At 63.7% G+C, this 17904-nt stretch carries 16 protein-coding genes; 6 read left to right on the forward strand and 10 right to left on the reverse strand.

Going from position 1 to position 17904, the window contains the following annotated elements:
* Positions 1–51: 51 nt before the first annotated feature.
* Entirely contained in the window at positions 52–378 is a 327-nt protein-coding gene (locus tag AC0L23_RS26595) for a hypothetical protein (protein WP_018458010.1), read from the forward strand.
* 76 nt (positions 379–454) lie between these two features.
* Here the strand turns inward: AC0L23_RS26595 and AC0L23_RS26600 are convergent, their stop codons facing one another.
* Together AC0L23_RS26600 and AC0L23_RS26605 are read right to left on the reverse strand one after the other, a co-directional pair.
* Positions 455–1279 (reverse strand): lytic murein transglycosylase, encoded by an 825-nt coding sequence (locus AC0L23_RS26600; RefSeq protein ID WP_018458009.1) that lies wholly within the window; start codon positions 1277–1279, stop codon positions 455–457.
* 130 nt (positions 1280–1409) lie between these two features.
* The gene (locus AC0L23_RS26605) at positions 1410–2318 is read right to left on the reverse strand and encodes a DUF2189 domain-containing protein (RefSeq protein WP_026233481.1); all 909 of its coding nucleotides are present in this window, start codon (positions 2316–2318) and stop codon (positions 1410–1412) included.
* A 334-nt stretch (positions 2319–2652) separates the two neighbouring features.
* Between AC0L23_RS26605 and AC0L23_RS26610 the strand changes: the two genes are divergently transcribed.
* Complete coding sequence (locus AC0L23_RS26610) at positions 2653–3036, forward strand: DUF3597 domain-containing protein (protein ID WP_085384623.1); 384 nt, start codon at positions 2653–2655, stop codon at positions 3034–3036.
* A gap of 53 nt (positions 3037–3089) precedes the next feature.
* On the opposite strand, the gene AC0L23_RS26615 is transcribed toward AC0L23_RS26610, so the two are convergent.
* Together AC0L23_RS26615 and AC0L23_RS26620 are read right to left on the reverse strand one after the other, a co-directional pair.
* Complete coding sequence (locus tag AC0L23_RS26615) at positions 3090–3365, reverse strand: GNAT family N-acetyltransferase (RefSeq protein WP_018458006.1); 276 nt, start codon at positions 3363–3365, stop codon at positions 3090–3092.
* Between the two features lie 247 nt (positions 3366–3612).
* Positions 3613–3969, reverse strand: a complete 357-nt coding sequence (locus AC0L23_RS26620; RefSeq protein WP_018458005.1) for a hypothetical protein — start codon at positions 3967–3969, stop codon at positions 3613–3615.
* A 179-nt stretch (positions 3970–4148) separates the two neighbouring features.
* Between AC0L23_RS26620 and AC0L23_RS26625 the strand changes: the two genes are divergently transcribed.
* Together AC0L23_RS26625 and AC0L23_RS26630 are read left to right on the forward strand one after the other, a co-directional pair.
* On the forward strand, positions 4149–5756 hold the full coding sequence (locus AC0L23_RS26625) for an acyl-CoA synthetase (RefSeq protein WP_085353178.1): 1608 nt from the start codon (positions 4149–4151) through the stop codon (positions 5754–5756).
* A gap of 9 nt (positions 5757–5765) precedes the next feature.
* The gene (locus AC0L23_RS26630) at positions 5766–6626 is read left to right on the forward strand and encodes a PCC domain-containing protein (RefSeq protein ID WP_085353176.1); all 861 of its coding nucleotides are present in this window, start codon (positions 5766–5768) and stop codon (positions 6624–6626) included.
* 16 nt (positions 6627–6642) lie between these two features.
* Here AC0L23_RS26630 and AC0L23_RS26635 read toward each other — a convergent pair whose 3' ends face one another.
* Complete coding sequence (locus AC0L23_RS26635) at positions 6643–8715, reverse strand: DUF1217 domain-containing protein (protein ID WP_085353572.1); 2073 nt, start codon at positions 8713–8715, stop codon at positions 6643–6645.
* Between the two features lie 1174 nt (positions 8716–9889).
* On the opposite strand from AC0L23_RS26635, the gene AC0L23_RS26640 reads away from it, so the two are divergent.
* Both AC0L23_RS26640 and AC0L23_RS26645 read left to right on the forward strand, forming a co-directional pair.
* Positions 9890–10471, forward strand: coding sequence for an SRPBCC family protein (locus AC0L23_RS26640; RefSeq protein ID WP_018458001.1), 582 nt, complete (start codon positions 9890–9892; stop codon positions 10469–10471).
* 2 nt (positions 10472–10473) lie between these two features.
* Complete coding sequence (locus tag AC0L23_RS26645) at positions 10474–11427, forward strand: YVTN family beta-propeller repeat protein (protein ID WP_085353173.1); 954 nt, start codon at positions 10474–10476, stop codon at positions 11425–11427.
* Between the two features lie 48 nt (positions 11428–11475).
* Here AC0L23_RS26645 and AC0L23_RS26650 read toward each other — a convergent pair whose 3' ends face one another.
* The 5 genes from AC0L23_RS26650 to AC0L23_RS26670 form a co-directional block, all read right to left on the reverse strand.
* On the reverse strand, positions 11476–12150 hold the full coding sequence (locus AC0L23_RS26650) for an HAD-IA family hydrolase (protein WP_085353172.1): 675 nt from the start codon (positions 12148–12150) through the stop codon (positions 11476–11478).
* An 18-nt stretch (positions 12151–12168) separates the two neighbouring features.
* The gene (locus AC0L23_RS26655; protein ID WP_085353170.1) at positions 12169–12732 is read right to left on the reverse strand and encodes a DinB family protein; all 564 of its coding nucleotides are present in this window, start codon (positions 12730–12732) and stop codon (positions 12169–12171) included.
* A gap of 46 nt (positions 12733–12778) precedes the next feature.
* A complete protein-coding gene (gene uvrA / locus AC0L23_RS26660) occupies positions 12779–15760 on the reverse strand; it encodes an excinuclease ABC subunit UvrA (RefSeq protein WP_085384625.1) in 2982 nt (993 codons plus the stop codon).
* 282 nt (positions 15761–16042) lie between these two features.
* Positions 16043–16732, reverse strand: coding sequence for an outer membrane protein (locus AC0L23_RS26665; RefSeq protein WP_018457996.1), 690 nt, complete (start codon positions 16730–16732; stop codon positions 16043–16045).
* 231 nt (positions 16733–16963) lie between these two features.
* Positions 16964–17746: an outer membrane protein gene (locus AC0L23_RS26670; RefSeq protein WP_026233477.1), complete on the reverse strand. Its 783-nt coding sequence runs from the start codon at positions 17744–17746 to the stop codon at positions 16964–16966.
* Between the last annotated feature and the right edge of the window lie 158 nt (positions 17747–17904).

Consider the following 17904-nt stretch of genomic DNA (forward strand, 5'->3'; position numbering starts at 1 on the left):
AATTCTCGCGGGGAATTCATTGCGTCAAGTTGCCGCGCCCGGAGGAAGGTGATGTCGCAGATTCCGGCAATGTCGCTGGCTCTGGCCCAAGAACAAGAGAAGGAAGGTAACGTCATGACGAAGTTACTCGGGGTTATCGCAATTGCCGCCGTTGCGTTCGCCGTCACGCCGGCCCAGGCCGCCAAGCACGCCGCCGGCGGCTGCAGCTCGGCCAATCTGGAGAAGACAGAGACCGCGATCGAAAACATGGCCGATGGTGACGGCAAGTTCGTCGCGCAGAAGGAGATCGCGGCCGCGCAGGACTCGCTGCTCAACGGCAAAATGGGTGCGTGCGGCGCGCATCTGAACAAAGCGATGCACGCCACCATGGGCAAATAGGAACTTCAGGAACGCATTAGGAGAGGGCCGGTCGCCGAGCGATCGGCCCTACGCTTTTGTCCTGCAAGCATCTCATCTAAGGGGCGCGCGCGAGCTGGGTGGCGAAATAGGCGACGGTCTTCGAGTAGACCTCGCTCTTGTTCCACTGCTGCAGCACCGCGAAATTCGGACTGCCCGGCTGCCAATCCTTACCCTTCTGCCAGCCATAACCGGCAAGATAGTTCGCGGTGGAGGCGAGCACGTCAGGGGCGTTGTGCAGGAGATCGCGCTTACCATTGCCGTCGAAATCGACGGCGTATTTCATCCATGACGACGGCATGAACTGGGTCTGTCCGAGCTCGCCGGCCCAGGCGCCCTTCATGTCGGCCGGTGCGAGGTCGCCGCGCTGGACAATGCGGAGCGCATCCAACAGCTCGGCGCGAAACTGCTCGGAGCGCCGGCAGTCATAGGCCAGCGTCGCCAGTGAGCGGATGGTCGCGAACTTGCCGGTATTGACGCCGAAATCGGTCTCGAGACCCCAGATCGCGACCAGCACCTCGCCAGGCACGCCGTAGGTCTGCTCGATACGCGACAGCACCGAGCCGTATTGCTTCATCATGTTGGAGCCGCGCGTCAGGCGCGGCGGCACCATGCGGCCGGAAAACTCCTCGAAGGTCTGGCTGAAGACCTTCTGCGAGCGGTCGCGGTTGAGCACGTTCTGATCGAGCGTCACACCGGCGAGCCCGGCGGAAATGGCCTGTTGCGAGACGCCCTTGGCCGCGGCGTCCGTTTTGAAGTCTGCAAGCCACGCGTCGAAATTGCCTGAACCGCAGGCAACAGCGGCGAGCGCTGGCTGAGCGGATAGGATGGACGCGGTGATGGCTAAGGCTGCGAGGGCGAGACGAGAAATCGTCGGGGTCATTCGAGCAAATAAATTCCGTGAAGTGATCTGAACGGCGCGCGCAATCTCGATGGAAACCGCGGCCAAAGCAAGGCGTATGACAGTGCGCGATCCTGCCCGCACCGGGGCAGGATCGCATGTCACGATATCGTCAGGCGTCGGTCCGATTGCGCCAGGGGAAGAGGTTGGCGGGGAAGTCGGCGGCCGGCTTGCGTGCACGATGCGGCGGAGGCGGCACCGGACGCGCGCCCGGATCGGCCGCGATCACCTTGCGGTAGAGATGCCAGGTGGCATGGCCGAGCACGGGGACCACCACGGCAAGGCCGAGGAAGGCCGGAATGGTGCCCAGCGCCAGCAGGACGGCCACGATCAGGCCCCAGGCCGCCATCGGCACCGGGTTCTTCGCGACGACGCGCAGTGACGTCACCATGGCCTCGAACGCGCCGGCATGGCGGTCAAGCATCAGCGGGAACGACACGGCGCTGATGCACAGCGCGGCAAGGGCGAACAGGAAGCCGGTGCCGCAGCCGACCACGATCAGCCACCAGCCTTGCCGGCTCGTGAGCACGCGCGTCAGAAAATCCGAGATCCCGGATGCGCCTTCATAGCCGAAAGCGGCGACATAAATTGCCTGCGCGGTCGCAACCCAGGTCACGAACAGGGCCAGCAGCAGCGCGCCGAGACCGAGCATGGCGCCGAACGAGGGCGAACGCAGCACCTCCATGGCATCCCAGGCGCTGGCCTCCTCATGGCGCTCGCGCCGGCTGGAGAGCTCGTAGAGACCGAGAGCGGCGAACGGGCCGATTAGCGCGAAGCCTGCGGCCAGTGGGAACAACAACGGCAACACTGAATAGCCCATCACCACGCGGGCGAGCACGAGGCCCAGCACAGGATAGATCACGCAGAGGATGATGGCGTGGCTCGGCACCGCCTTGAAATCGTCCCAGCCGCGCTTGAGCGCATCCTGCAGATCGGAGAGTTGGATGGTTCGGATCACCGGTCCAGCCGCTTCGGCGGTCTGGGCCATGGACGGGACATTGCCCGGGTAGAGTGTGGCCATGGTCGCTAGCTCCCTTGCCATGCGGCCGCATCTGGCGCCAGCAACGGCGCAAGCGGCCGCTATTCTGAGTTTCGCGATCCCCAACCAGACGCGAATTCCGGATGGCATCGCGAACTGAACGTCAACCGTACGCCCATTTGCGAGTCCTGTCCCTCACGCTTGGGTGAGATTCGATGCCGCGGTGCAATCTCTACAGTGTCATTCGGTCGTTATTTCGCCGCAGATAAGCTGATGCTGCGTGCTTGTTCGCGGAACTTTGGCGGGCGCAACGACGCAACTTGGTCTATAAGTGCCACTCAAGGCCCTTCCAGCGGGTCCTTTTCGGGGAGCAGACATGAGCATTTTCGGGAAAATTATGGGCGCGATCTTCGGTAGCCAGCCAGCTTCCGCCGCGCCCGCAGGCAGCGCACCGTCGGGCAGCGCGCCCGCAGGGGCCGCGCCGAGCGGATCCGCGGCGACGGTGGACGTTGCCTCGATCGTCGACGCGGCGGCCGCTGCGCACAAGGGCGAAAAGCTGGAATGGCGCACCTCGATCGTCGATCTGATGAAGGCGCTCGACATCGATTCCAGCCTCGCTGCGCGCAAGGACCTCGCCAAGGAGCTCGGCTACAGCGGCGACACTAACGATTCCGCGACCATGAACGTCTGGCTGCACAAGCAGGTGATGTCCAAGCTCGCCGCCAATGGCGGCAAGCTGCCGCCGGAGATCAAGCACTGACCGATCGCCCGGTCGCAATCCAAGGGCCCGCGATCGCGCGGGCCCTTTTGCATTCAGGCGACGAGATCCGCATCTTCCGGATGCCTGTCGAGATAATCGACGACGAAACCGCAACCGGCAATCACCTTCCTGCCGTCGCGCCGGATCAATTCCAGCGCGCCCTTGACCAGCTCGGAGCCGATGCCGCGGCCGCGCAGCGCGCGCGGCGTCTCGGTGTGGGTGATGATCACCGCCGACGGCGTCAGCCGGTAATTGGCGAAGGCGATTTCGCTGCCGACATCGAGCTCGAAGCGGCTTCTGTCCTTGTTATCCCGTACCGACGGCGCCATGCAAAAATCCTTCCGACATGCTGCTTGCCTCTGATCTAGGCGCCTCAACCGGTCCTTGCCAAGGTGCGGCAAGAGTGGTTGCCGCAGGGGAGATATCCGGAAACTGCGTGTCCCGCTCAGCCTGGAATTGAAGCCGGGCTTGCCGACGGTGCAGGAGTCGTTATGGAAGCTCGGGGCGTTGTAGCCCCCCGCCGCTTCTCGCAACGCCGGCGTTGGATCTCTTCCTAGGCCTGATCGCCCGGATGCTTCAATCGGTCGCCTTGGCGAGCCTGGAATCCTCCGGCTGCGCCTGCGGGCGCAGGCATCCCTGGCAGATGACGAGGGAACGGTTGACCATGGCGTCCCGTTCCTCCTCGATGCCATCCTTCGCCTGCCACCATTCCTTTGAATAGGGCTGAAGCGCGGCTTGCGACCTGTTGCGCTCGGATCGGGCCGCGCGCACTGGTTCTGAAGCAGCGCGCGGGTGATTGGGATTTTCGCCGGCGCCGTCCCAGGCATAGCGCGCGGGCTTGAAGGCAGGATCGGAGGCGAGGTGCGCTTGTGGGCCCACGGCACACCCGGCAAGCGCCAGCGATAACATGAGGAGGGCGGGCGCTTTGACCATGATGCGGCACTCTGTACGCGAGAACTGAGCGAGGTTGCGCCGATCATGTTTAAAATTTCCTGAACGGTTGGATGGGCTGCGCTGCGCCCGGCAACCTTGCAGGGCTCCTGGCGATGGCGATAAATGGGCTGCAATGAGCGGGCGGCTCGCGTGCCGTCCGCCGCCGAAGAGGAAGCCCGATGCAGCCCCTGCGCATGTCCCGCCGCGTCATGAATCTCGCTCACATGCTGACCCAGAATGCGCGGCGGCATGGGGCGCGTCCCGGTTTCGTCTGGGGCGACAGATCCTGGACCTGGCGCGAGATCGATGCGCAGGTCTCGGCACTGGTAGCCGCTCTCGCGGCGCGCGGGATCGCGAAGGGCGACCGCATCCTCGTTCATTCCAAGAACGGCGATGAGATGTTCTTCTCGATGTTCGCCGCGTTCCGGCTTGGCGCGGTCTGGGTACCCACCAATTTCCGCCTGATGCCGGACGAGGTCGCCTATCTCGCGCAGGCCTCCGGCGCGAAGGCGTTTCTGTGCCATGTCGATTTTCCCGAGCACGCCGCGGCCGTAAGCGGTGGCGCGCTGGAATTCACCTGGAGCATCGACGGTCGGGCGCCGTTTGCCGAGACGTCGGTTGCGGATGCCGTCGCGTCGCGCGCCGGCACGGTGGTCGAGAACGTCGCAGTCGAGCACGACGATCCCTGCTGGTTCTTCTTTACATCGGGCACCACCGGCCGCTCCAAGGCTGCGGTGCTCACCCACGGTCAGATGGGTTTTGTCGTCACCAACCATCTCGCCGATCTTACGCCCGGCGTCACCGAAGCAGATGCCTCGCTGGTGGTGGCGCCGCTGTCGCATGGCGCCGGCGTGCATCAGCTGGTGCAGACCGCGCGCGGCGTGTGCACCGTGCTGCTGCCGACGGAGAAATTCGACATTGACGAGGCGTTCCGCCTGATCGAGGCGCATCGCGTCAGCAATCTCTTCGTGGTGCCGACCATTCTGAAGATGATGGTCGAGCATCCCGCCGCCGACAAATACGATCATTCCTCGCTGCGCCATGTGATCTATGCGGGTGCGCCGATGTATCGCGAGGACCAGAAGGCTGCGCTGAGGAAGCTCGGCAAGGTGATCGTGCAGTATTTCGGCCTCGGCGAGGTGACCGGCAACATCACCGTGCTGCCGGCAGCGCTGCATGACCCCGAGGACGGGCCGCACGCGAAGATCGGCACCTGTGGCTTCGAGCGTACCGGCATGCAGGTCTCGATCCAGGACGACGAGGGCCGTGAACTCGGCGCCAACCAGAGCGGCGAGATCTGCGTAATCGGCCCCGCGGTGCTGGCCGGCTACTATGACAATCCCGAAGCCAATGCGAAGGCGTTCCGCAACGGCTGGTTCCGCACTGGCGATCTCGGCCACATGGACGAGGAGGGGTTCGTCTACATCACGGGACGAGCCTCCGACATGTACATCTCCGGCGGCTCCAACATCTATCCGCGCGAAATCGAGGAGAAGATTCTGACCCATCCTTGCGTCGGCGAGGTCGCGGTGCTCGGCGTGCCCGATGCGACCTGGGGCGAGGTCGGCGTTGCCGTCTGCGTCGCCCGCGAGGGCGCGAAGCCGGTGAGCGAAGCGGAGATGGCGGCATTCCTCAGCCCCAAGGTGCCGCGCTACAAGATGCCGAAGCGGTTCTTCTTTTGGGAGGCCTTGCCGAAATCCGGCTACGGCAAGGTTCCCAAACGGATGGTTCGCGACGAGCTCGAGGCGCGCGGGCTGCTCGATCTCGACAAGACACGGGCGGGCTGAGCGAAGGTCATGCGCAGCATCAAGCAGCCCGGCGCGCCGGTCGCCGAGCGCATCCAATGGGCGGAGGCGAGGGGACGCGCTTTCTCCTTCACGCTTCAAGCAGGTCTGCCGCTGCTGGAGGCGGCGCGCCGCGGTTTCGCCGCGGAGGGATTCGCCGGCGGCGTGCTCAGCTTCGAGCGCGGCGCGCTCGGGCCGTTCGGCTATGTCATGCCGGCGCTGTCGAAGACCAGTGAGAACGCCGCGTTTTATAGCGACACATTCCGGCCAAGCGGCGTGACGCGCACCAGGCTCGGCAGCATGACGCTGGGCATGCGCGATGGCGCCCCGTTCTTTCATTGCCATGGGCTGTGGACGGAGGCCGATGGCCGCGCCGGTGGTGGCCACATGCTGCCGGACGTGACCGATGTCGCCGAGCCGTTCGAGGTCGAGGCCTTCGGCATCGATGGTGCGATGTTCGCCGCAGAGCCAGATCCCGAGACCAATTTCAAGCTGTTCGGGCCCGTGGCGGCTGCGAGCACCGGCGCACGCACGACCAGCCGCGCTTTCGCGCTGCGGCTGCGCCCCAATCAGGATTTCGCGGGCTGTCTCGAAGACTTCTGCCGCGCGCAAGGCATCGCGCGCGCGAGGATCCATGGCGGTGTCGGCTCGACCATTGGGGCGCGCTTCACCCATGGCGGCGTGACTGAGCCCTTCGCGACCGAGCTTGCGGTAACCGGCGGCGCGATTGCGGCCGGCTCCTCCGGCGCCCTCGAAGCCGCACTCGATGTCGCCCTGATCGACTACACTGGCGGCATAGCGGAGGGCCGTCTGATTCGTGGCGACAATCCCGTGCTGATGACCATGGAGCTGGTGCTCGAGGTGTTGGGCTAGTATCGGCGAGCGATCATCAGCGGGTGCGCAGCTTGGCGATGGCCAAGTATGTGGAGTCACTGATCCCCGAACTGGATCCCTGAAACAGGTTGAGCAGGGGGGATTGACCCTGGCCGGTGCTCTGGCTGTTTCTGATGTCATACATGGCGGAGAAACGGCTCAACAGCTTTGTCACCTTCGCGGGATCGGACAGATCCTTGATCTTCATGAATCTGTCTACGAACTTGGCCTGCTGATCGATCGGCATCGCCGCCATCGAGTCAGGCAAATCGAAAGTGGTCCTGAACACCTCCGAAAGAGCCTTGTCGGCAAGGATGTCGTATGCGGACGTGATGTCCCCCGCCTTTCGCTGGAAATAGAGCGCAAGGCGCACGCCGGGATTGGCATCGCCCTGCTGCTGCTCCAGGCTTTGCTCGACATAGTTCGCTTGTGTTTCCCGAAACTGATCCCGCTTTTGCGGACCCATCATCGGAAGACGCGCGACGTTGCCTTTACTGTCGAAATTGAACGACGCCACGATTTCGGCAAAGCGAGGATCGCTCTCGGTGTTCGCGAAGCTCTTTGGATCGTTCAGGTCGGAGCTGAAGATCTTCTTGAGAAATTCGGTGCTGACCTTCCTGGGATCCAGACCCTTGGCCAAGAGAATGAAATCGACCATCGGCCTGTTTGCGAGAAGATCGGAAACACTGTCGATGCCGGCGATGGCCTGCTGATATTCCGACGCATCCTTCGTGGCCTGTGCCCGAACTGCGGCCTGCTGCTGGGGAGTCGCCGTGCTGGCGCTCTTCACCGCTCCAATGACGTAGTCCTTGGCGATCTGGAGGACTTCAGCCGAGTCCTGAGCCACCAAGGGGGTGGTCAGATTGCCTTTTGCGTCGAAGTTGAAGGCGCGTGCCAGCTCCAAATATCGATTGTCCTTGAGGGTATAGACGTAGCTTTTGGGGTCGTTGATGTCGCTTTCGAGCACGGCCTTGACAGTCGCCGGCGAGACGTTCGCGGGCTCGAGGCCGACAGCTCCCAGCGCAAATTCATACACGCCCGGTGTCGATACGAACGCCTGGACTGAATTGATCTTGAGGATGGCAGTTCTGAATTGCCTGATTGCAAAAGCTTCGTTCAACGGGCTCGCCGCCGAATAGACGGCGGACTTGCTGTCGTCGAACTTCTGTTTCGTGATCGTGACATTTGCAGCAGTCTGCGCCGACACACCTGACGGAAGCGACCCGTCGGAGGAAAACTCGAACGCACCGGCCAGGTCGACGAACCCGCCAATCGTCCCTATCTGCTCGCTAAGGCTGGAAATGCTGCTCGCATATGACTCCAAATGATGCTTTTCGACCAGAATCTGGACGTTCAACTGGGCCACGTTCGCGCCCGGTTGCGATAGTTGGGCGGTGTAGTCGGCGATCCTTGAATTGGCCGCGGTGACATCCGATCGGGCCTGAGCAAGGTCGGCGTTGAGGCCACTTAGCTGAGAAGCGAAAGTGGTGTTGACGTAGCTGTTGGGATCGGATGGATCGCTGCGCAAGACCTGGCTTATGGTGTCACGCGACCACTTGCTTTGATCGATCCCGTACGCCGAATAGACATAGTTGCGAAGACGGTCGTTGTTCAGGAGCTGGTCTGCACTGCTGATGTTACCGATTTCGGCGCTGTAGTAATTCGAATCGCCGGCAAGTGCATCGACCTGGCTTTTCCTGGTCGCCGTGTACAGACCAATCATCTCGTCGGTCTGGTTCTCCGATTGCGCCACCGGCGTGGCACTGCCATTGAAGGAAAACGCGGCGGCGAACTCACGGTAACGCTTGTCGACCAGCTTGTTGACAAAGCTGTTTGCGTCGGAGAGGTCGCTCTCCAGCACCTTTTTCATGAAGGCCTTGGCGTAGGCCATGTCTTCCAGGCCATACGCCTTCGTTGCATAATGATAAAGGCGATAGTCTTTCATGAAGTCGTCGACGGACTTCACCTTGCCGATGTGGGCTTTGTAATAGGCGGCCTCTCGCGCTACGTCCTGTTGCTGTTCGACCCGCGTCAGGGACTGCTTGAGATTGCGCGTGATGTAGCTGTAACTGAAATACGTTGATACCATCGCGCACTCCTCGCGGCTCTTACGGTCCCGGACGTCCGTCAATCATTGCGGGGTCGCGAGGTGGGCGCGGGCCTTATGCCGGCAAACTGTCTCAGAGCCAGGTTCTCCAAGGCCATTTCGGACCGCGATCCCAGATTCAAGTTTGCCCTCGCGAGGCATATCGGGTTTTGTTGCTGCATGTTTCTCAGATACAGCTTTCGTGAGGGTTGCGTTCCGGATATGTCCCGATCAAGAGATCGATCGGAATGGCTCTCGTCCCGAACGCGACGCAGCGCCATAGCGCGTCGAAGACGCGCGTAAACGCGCTTACGGCGGTGTGGCGTTGAGCCGGGATCCAGAAGCCGTGCATTCTGCCGCAGGATGGGTCACGGCTCTGCGGCGCATCGCCGAAGGGGCGCTGCGCCGCGTCCGGGGCACGAGAGCCCGAAGTCATCTGGCATTGCTATTCACGTGATACGCGCGGTTTCGCATTCTCGCGGGCTGTGCGGCCCGAGCTTTGCGGCATTCTTTGCCCCCAAAATGCCGAGGGCGCAGGGAAGGCCGGGTGCCGGCTGGCACCCACGGTCCACTGTGCGAAGGTTGCGCTACGAGAGGCTGCACAGCGGCATACAGGTGAAGCCCAACACACGGCCTTCCCTGCGCAGTGGTTTTACGGCTTATGTCGTGATCTCCCCGGGGAGCGATGCACTATTGCCCCCGTCGCCTTGCGGATGGCTGACGCTGCGGCCCGGTCGGCCCGCACGCATCACCGCAAGACTTGGCGCACAGACCCCGGGCGCCAGGACCACACGATTTTGCCGTACGCAGGCTGCACCGGTCGTGTGCGCGACACTTTCGCTCACGGTTGCCCGCCCTGCGAAGCCTTCGCGCCGGGTGTGGCCCACGTCCACCACGTCCCATCCCGCGTTCGTGACGATCGCGATCCGCCCCTCGGCCGGGTTGGGATGGCTCTTTATATGATAATCCGAAATGCGGATAAAGAGAAATATTTTTAAGCGCCGTGATTGACCCGCTTATTGGTGTTTTGCCCGCCGGGGCGGCAAGGGGTTGTGGGGCGCGCGGGCCCCGCCGCAACGCGGCCACGAACGGGTCTCCCCGCGGCCGCAAAATGCGCTACCATGATTCCAGCGCGCTTCAAGTCGCGCATGATCAACGACACGTATGAGGAAACGAGATGAGGGTGACGATTGGACGGCGCACGGTCCTGGCCGCGGTGCTGATTGCCGCGGGCGCGGTGGCTTTGACGGCGGCGTTTGGCCCGGTTTCGACATCGGCCTGGGCCCACGGGCCGACCCGTCAGAAGGTGCGCGAATCCATCGAGATCAACGCCGCCCCGGCCAAGGTGTGGGCCGCAATGGGCAATTTCCAGGACATGAGCTGGCTGCCACCTGTCACCAAGACCGAGGGCGAGAAGGGCAACGAGATCGGCGCGACGCGGAAGCTGACGCTGACGGGAGGCGCGACCGTCGACGAGGAGCTCTACAAGTTTGACGCCGCCGCGATGAGCTATTCCTACCGGATCACCAATGTGGACGTGAAGGTGCTGCCGGTCACCAATTATTCCTCGACATTGACGGTGACGCCGAGCGCTGACGGCAAGGGCTCGACGCTGGAATGGGCCGGCGCGTTCTATCGTGGCTTTCCCAACAACGAGCCGCCGCCGGAGCTGAGTGACGAGGCCGCGGTCAAGGCGGTGAAGGGGCTGTACCAGGCGGGCCTCGAGGCACTCAAGAAGAAGATCGAGAGCGGAAGCTGACGGTGCGGGCGCTGGTCCTGGCGGCGCTCGCCGCCAGCTTTTGCCTGGCCGGCATCGCGCATGTGTTCGCCGAAGAGGCATTCGTCACCAACCAGCTCAGCGACGATCTGATGGTCGTGGACCTCGCCACGGCGCGCAGCGTCGCGACCATCCCGATCGGCGGCAAGCCGGCCGGCGTCGCCGTCAGCGCGGACGGACGTTTTGCCTATGTCACGAGCCCGGATGCCAAAGCCGTGACGGTGGTGGACGCAGCAACGCGGCAGGTTGCGGCGCGGATCGAGGTCGGCGGCGGGCCGCTCGGCATTGCCGTCGCGCCGGATGGCCGCACCGTCTATGTCGCGGACTGGTATGCGGCGGCGGTGCGGGTGATCGACGCGGCCTCGCGCAGCGTCACGGCCAGCATTGCGGTCGGCGCCTCGCCATCGGGGCTCGCGGTAACGCCGGATGGCAAGCTGCTGCTCTCGGCCGACCGCGACGACGACAGTGTGTCGGTGGTCGACACCGCGACGCGCCAGCGCACGACGACCATCAAGGTCGGCACCCGTCCGTTCGGCGTCACCATCGATGCCGAGGGCAAGCGCGCCTACACCGCCAATGTCGGCTCCAACGACGTCTCCGTGATCGACATCGCCACTGGGGCCGAGACCGGCCGCGTGCAGGTCGGGATGCGCCCTTATGCGGTGGCGCTGGCGCAGGGCCGCGGCTTCGTCACCGATCAGTATGGCGGCACTGTCAGCGTGTTCGATCTGGCGACCTTGAAGCCGCTCAAGCGCATCAATGTCGGCGATTATCCCGAAGGCATTGCCGCGACTGCCGACGGCAAGCGCATTATCGTCGCCTGCTGGGAAAGCAACACGCTCGATATCATCGATGCGGTCGAGCTGAAGCTGATCGGCGAGGTCAAGACCGGCGACGGCCCGCGCGCGTTTGGGGCATTCTTGCGCAGGACGGAGTAGGGGCGTGTAGCCCGCGTGAGCGGAGCGACATGCGGGACGGGGCTCTCCTCATCCACCGGCGTTCCCGGATATCGCTTCGCTCATCCGGGCTACGGCACCGGGGCACAGCGTCCATACAATCTCATCCATCTGATCAAACATGTGATCCGGCGCCATCGCCCGCAGCGCCGCCGGCGCCGCATAACCCCAGCCCACCGCTCCGCAGGCAATTCCCACTGTCCGCGCCGCCTCGATGTCGCGCACTTCGTCGCCGATCGAGATGACCTTGCCCGGCTCCACGCCGGCGCGGCGGATGACCCGTCGGAACTTCGCGGGCTTGCCGAAAAGCGAGGCCGCGCAATCGAAATGGGCGAACAGCGTCGCGCAATCGCCGAGCTTCTCGCGCGCATTGGCTTCGCTGTCCGACGTCACCATCGCGAGCTGCACGCCACTCTCCGCCAGCGTCCGCAGCATTGTCTCGACCCCCGCAAACAGCGAAATCTCCGCTGCAGCCTCCGCCTTCAGTCGCCGCGCATGCCGCGCGATCGCCGGCAGCTTCCACAGCGGCACCTCGAGCCGGCTCAGAATCTCCCGCGAAGAAGCATGCCGCAGCCCCTCGATATCCTCGTCCGCGACGCGGCGGAAGCCGAAGCGATCGGCGACGTCGTTGATGGTGCGCAGGAACCACGGAAAGCTGTCGGCCAGCGTGCCGTCGAGATCAAAGATGGCGAGGGAGTAGGGCATGGAGACGAAGCTACACCGCTAGGCTTTCCACACGGTTTCCTCGGTCCATCCGAGTTGGTCGAATTCGGTGGCCCTGAGCGGCGCCTCTCCCTCGGCGAAGAACTCGTCAAGCTGAGGCGGCGCGACGCTCGTTTCGGACAGCATGGCGTGCGCTTGTCCGCGGTGATGAATTTGATGCTGGAACAGATGCATGAGCAGTCGGTCGCGGCGTTCGGTCTGGACCCGCGTGTCGCGGTTGATCCGCACAATGCCGTTGAGAATCTCGGGCGTCAGTCCATCGCAGACGGCAATCAAGCGCTTGTCGATCGCGGCCTGCGCAGCCTTCAACGCGGCAAGGGAGGGGTGCGGCACCTCGTTCTTCCAAGCCGCCGGTCCTAGCCATCCGCCCTCCAGTGCATCGACATAGAAGAGGTCGATGACATGGATGTGGTTCAGCGTGCGTTGCAGGCTCGGAAAGAAGCCGGTCCGCTCGGCTTCGAAGTCGGCCTGAGACAGCGCCGCGCAAGCGGTGAGCAGCCGGTGGTTTGCCCAAGCATTATTGTGGGCGAACGCACGATAGGTTTGCACAAGTCCGGCAGGCAAACTCAGTCTCCCTCAGACAATGTGTCGGCCGCTCCCGCGGCGTAACCTACTCGGCCGCCTCGCTCGCCGCGCGTCTCCGCTTCGGCTTCCGAGCCTTCGCCAGCACCGGCGCCAGGAACTTCCCCGTATAGCTCCGCGGCGCTTTTGCGATGTCCTCTGGCGGGCCCCAGGCGACGATCTCGCCGCCGCCATCGCCGCCTTCGGGGCCGAGGTCGATGACCCAGTCGGCGGTCTTGATCACTTCGAGATTGTGCTCGATGACGACGACCGTGTTGCCCTGCGCGACCAGCTCGTGCAGCACCTCCAACAGCTTCTTGACGTCGTGGAAATGCAACCCGGTGGTCGGCTCGTCCAGGATGTAGAGCGTGCGGCCGGTGGCGCGCTTTGACAGCTCTTTTGCGAGCTTGACGCGCTGGGCTTCGCCGCCCGAGAGCGTCGTGGCCTGCTGGCCGACATGGATGTAGTCGAGGCCGACGCGATGCAGCGTCTGGAACGTCTCGCGTACACGTGGGACCGCCTTGAAGAACTCGGCCGCTTCCTCGACGGTCATGTCGAGCACGTCGGCGATGCTCTTGCCCTTGAATAGGACCTCCAGCGTCTCGCGGTTGTAGCGCTTGCCCTTGCAGACGTCGCAGGTGACGTAGACGTCGGGCAAGAAGTGCATCTCGATCTTGATGACGCCGTCGCCCTGGCAGGCCTCGCAGCGGCCGCCCTTGACGTTGAAGGAGAACCGGCCGGGCTCGTAGCCGCGCGCTTTCGACTCGGGCAGGCCGGCGAACCATTCGCGGATCGGCGTGAAGGCACCGGTATAGGTCGCGGGGTTGGAGCGCGGCGTGCGACCGATCGGCGACTGGTCGATGTCGATGATCTTGTCGATGTGCTCGAGGCCCTCGATGCGGTCGTGCGGCGCGGCGCCTTCGCTGGCATTGTTCAGCTTGCGGGCGATCGCCTTGTAGAGCGTGTCGATCAGCAGCGTCGACTTGCCGCCGCCGGAGACGCCGGTGACGCAGGTGAACAGGCCGAGCGGAATTTCGGCCGTAACGTTCTTGAGGTTATTGCCGCGCGCGTTGACCACCTTGATGGTGCGGCGATGGTTCGGCGGGCGCCGCTCGGGCACCTCGACCTCGAGCTCGCCGGTGAGATATTTGCCCGTCAGCGAGTTGGGGTTGCGCATGATCTCGGCGGGCGTGCCTTCGGCGATGATGTTGCCGCCATGCATGCCGGCGCCGGGGCCGATGTCGAGCACGTGGTCGGCGAGCAGGATCGCGTCCTCGTCGTGCTCGACCACGATCACGGTGTTGCCGAGGTCACGAAGTCTCTTGAGCGTGTCGAGCAGGCGCGCGTTGTCGCGCTGGTGCAAGCCGATCGAGGGCTCGTCGAGCACGTAGAGCACGCCTGTCAGGCCCGAGCCGATCTGCGAAGCCAGCCGGATGCGCTGGCTCTCGCCGCCGGACAGCGTGCCGGAGGAGCGGGAGAGTGTGAGGTAGTTGAGGCCGACATCGAGCAGGAAGGTAAGGCGCTCGCGGATCTCCTTGAGGATGCGGCCGGCGATCTCGTTCTGCTGAGTGTTCAGCGCCTCCGGCACGGTCTCGAACCACGCGCCGGCGCCCTTCACCGACATCTCGGAGATGTCGCCGATATGCTTGCCGCCGATGTTGACGCAGAGCGCCTCGGGCTTGAGCCGAAAACCGTGGCACGCCTCGCAGGGTACGTCGTGGAAATACTTCGCCAGCTCCTCGCGCGCCCACTCGCTCTCGGTCTCGCGATAGCGGCGGTTGATGTTGGTGATGACGCCCTCGAACGGCTTCTTGGTGTCGTAGGAGCGGACGCCGTCCTCGTAGGAGAACTTGATCTCGTCCTCGCCGGAGCCATGGAGGATCGCGTTCTGCGTCTTCTTGGGCAGATCCTTCCATTTGGTGGTCAGCGTGAACTTGTAGTGCTTGCCGAGCGCAGTCAGCGTCTGAATGTAATAGGGCGACGAAGACTTGGCCCAGGGCGCGATCGCGCCCTTGCCAATGGCGAGCTCCTTGTCGGGAATGACGAGGTCTTCGTCGACATGCTGCTCGACGCCGAGGCCGCCGCACGCGGGACAGGCGCCATAGGGGTTGTTGAACGAGAACAGCCGGGGCTCGATCTCGGGGATGGTGAAGCCGGACACCGGGCAGGCGAACTTTTCCGAGAACAGCATGCGCTCGGGTCCGCTCTTGTCGTGGATCTTTGCGGTCTTCTTCTTCTCTTCCGCGAGTGCTGCCGCAGCCGGCGCATCCGCGAATTCGATGACGGCGAGGCCCTCGGCAAGTTTCAGCGCGGTCTCGAAACTTTCGGCGAGGCGCTGGCCGATGTCGGGGCGCACCACGATGCGATCGACGACGACGTCGATGTCGTGCGGGAATTTCTTGTCGAGAACAGGGGCTTCGGCGAGCTCGTGGAAGGCGCCGTCGATCTTGACGCGCTGAAAGCCCTTCTTGAGCCATTCGGCAAGCTCTTTGCGGTACTCGCCCTTGCGGCCGCGCACGACCGGCGCGAGCAGATAGAGGCGCGAGCCCTCGGGCAGCGCCAGCACGCGATCGACCATCTGCGAGACGATCTGGCTCTCGATCGGCAGGCCGGTGGCGGGCGAATAGGGCACGCCGACGCGCGCCCACAGCAGGCGCATGTAGTCGTAGATTTCGGTCACCGTGCCGACGGTGGAGCGCGGGTTCTTCGACGTCGTCTTCTGCTCGATCGAGATCGCCGGCGACAGGCCGTCGATCTGGTCGACGTCGGGCTTCTGCATCATCTCCAGGAACTGGCGGGCGTAGGCAGACAGCGATTCGACGTAGCGGCGCTGGCCTTCGGCGTAGATGGTGTCGAACGCGAGCGAGGATTTGCCGGAGCCCGACAGCCCCGTGAACACCACCAGCTTGTCGCGGGGAATCTCGACATCGACGTTCTTGAGATTGTGCTCGCGCGCGCCACGGATGGTAATTGCGCGCAGGTTTGATCCCACGTTCTGCTGTTGGCGCTTCGCCTTGATCACTTCATCCATCCGGGTTGCCCTCAAGGAATCCCAAAGGCGCGCGATCGCGCCAACAAAAAAGGCGCGCTTCGCCCGGAACCGGGATCGGCGCCGATGGGGTTGTCAGCGAACGTAGGAAGAACGGAGACGGATTTCCAGTGGGACTTGCGAATCGTCAACGGATTGTTGGCGCACTGGCGGCATCTGGCAGGAGCAGGGTGGAACTGCGCGGCAACGTGCCCGACAAAACAAAAAGGCCGGCACAAGGCCGGCCTTTCGTAACGCGGATGGCGTTGGGGCTAAGTACTGAACTCAGTACTTGGCGACCACCGGGCCCCCGAAGTGATAGTTCACGCCGACCTGCACGGTGTGAAACTCGAGCGTGCCGGAGGGCAGGGCGCCCGAGAAGTAGGTCTCGCCGCCGAGGCTGCGAAAGAGGTACTCGCCCTTGACCGACCACTGCGGAGCGAAGAACGCTTCGACGCCCGCACCGACGGTCCAGCCGGAGTGCCACTTGCTGTCGGAAACGGTCACGCCGAGCGCGCTGACGCTGAGCTTGTTGTCGATCCAGGCGTAACCACCGGTGCCGTAGAACAGGACGTTGTTGACGGCGTAGCCGATGCGGCCGCGCACGGTTCCCATCGCATCGGTTTTGGAGCTGAGGGTGGTGCTGACGAGGCCGAAGCCGGGGACGGCAACGGGGCCGGTGACCGACGCGCTGACATCAGCCCAGGAACCATCGGCCTCGACGCCGAGCACGACATTGCCGGTCTGCCAGTTGTAGCCGGCAGTACCGCCGACGAAGCCGCCCTTCATCTTCGGGTCGGTCGAGGAATTTTCCCAAGCGCCGCCACCGACGATACCGAGGTAGAAGCCGGTCCAGTTGTAGACCGAAGCCATGGCCACGGGGGCCTTGGTGTAGGGGCGCGCCGCGAGATCAGCGGCCGAAGCCGGGGCAGCGAGAGCGAACAAACAGGCCGAAGCCAACAAAACCTTTTTCATTTTCAACTAATCCCAGTCCCAGTTTCTGATTGTGCCTTCCAAGATAGGGAAGGGCATCGGACTCACTTGCCCAACTGATGCCGTACTTACACCAGTGAAGCCGCAAGTTGTGTCACTCAAAAGCAACAACGGTCGGAAAACGGAACGGTTATTGACCGATTAATATCGGAGGACTGCACAGCAAAAGGCCGGCGCAAGGCCGGCCTTCGAAGTGCGATATGTCCAGCGCGATCAGTACCTTGCGATGGCCGGACCGCCCCAGCGATAGTTCAAGCGGACCAGGCCCATGTCTACGTCCTGGCGAATCCGGTCGCTGCCGAATACCGCACCCGCGGGCGTTGTGAAGCCGATCGTGCGATCGCCAAGGAAGATGTGGTCGTACTCAAAGCCCAGCGACCAGTTCGGGGCGAAGCCGAATTCCAGACCGGCCCCGACCGTGCCACCCCAGCGAGTCTCCCGGGCCGAAGCCAACAGCGCGCCCGCGCCGGGCGTACCCGCAGCAGCGTAGATGTCGTACTTGTCACCGACGACGGCGGCGCCGCCCTTCACGTAAAGCAGCACGTTGTTCCAGGCGTAACCGACCTGACCGGTGATGAGACCGAAAGCGTCGATGCGGGAACGGTTGCGATCACCCGTCACCAAAGCGGTACCAGGGAAGAGGGTGCTCACGTTGTCGCCCCGGAAGTCAGCCCAGTTGCCCTGGCCTTCCAGACCGAACACCCAATTGGCGGACTGCCAGCGATAGCCGATCTGGCCGCCGACGGTGCCCCCTGTTGCATTGTGACAGCCTTCGCCGACGAGAACGCCGGTCGCGGGCGTGACGAAGTCCCAGCACTTGTGGCTGGAGCCACCGCCGCCGTTGATGCCGATGTAGAAGCCGCTCCAGTCGTAGATGGCGGCAACCGCCGGCGGCGGGGCTTTGGTGTAGGGACGCGCGGCCATGTCCGCCGCGCTTGCGGGAGCCGACAAGCCCATCGCCACTGCACCGATTGCACAAATAAGAAGCTTATTCATTGCCAGTCTCCCCAGGTTTCGTCCGCTTCTTATGTCCCCGAAGCGGCTGATCAGGCGCGAGGGCCCATATGAACTAAGTCCGAGGCAACCGTAGCTCTACGGAGCGGCAGAGTCCGTCTCCCAAATGCAACAAGACCGGGGCAGTGCGAGTACCCATA

The organism is Bradyrhizobium sp. MI1.4 (assembly GCF_055811315.1).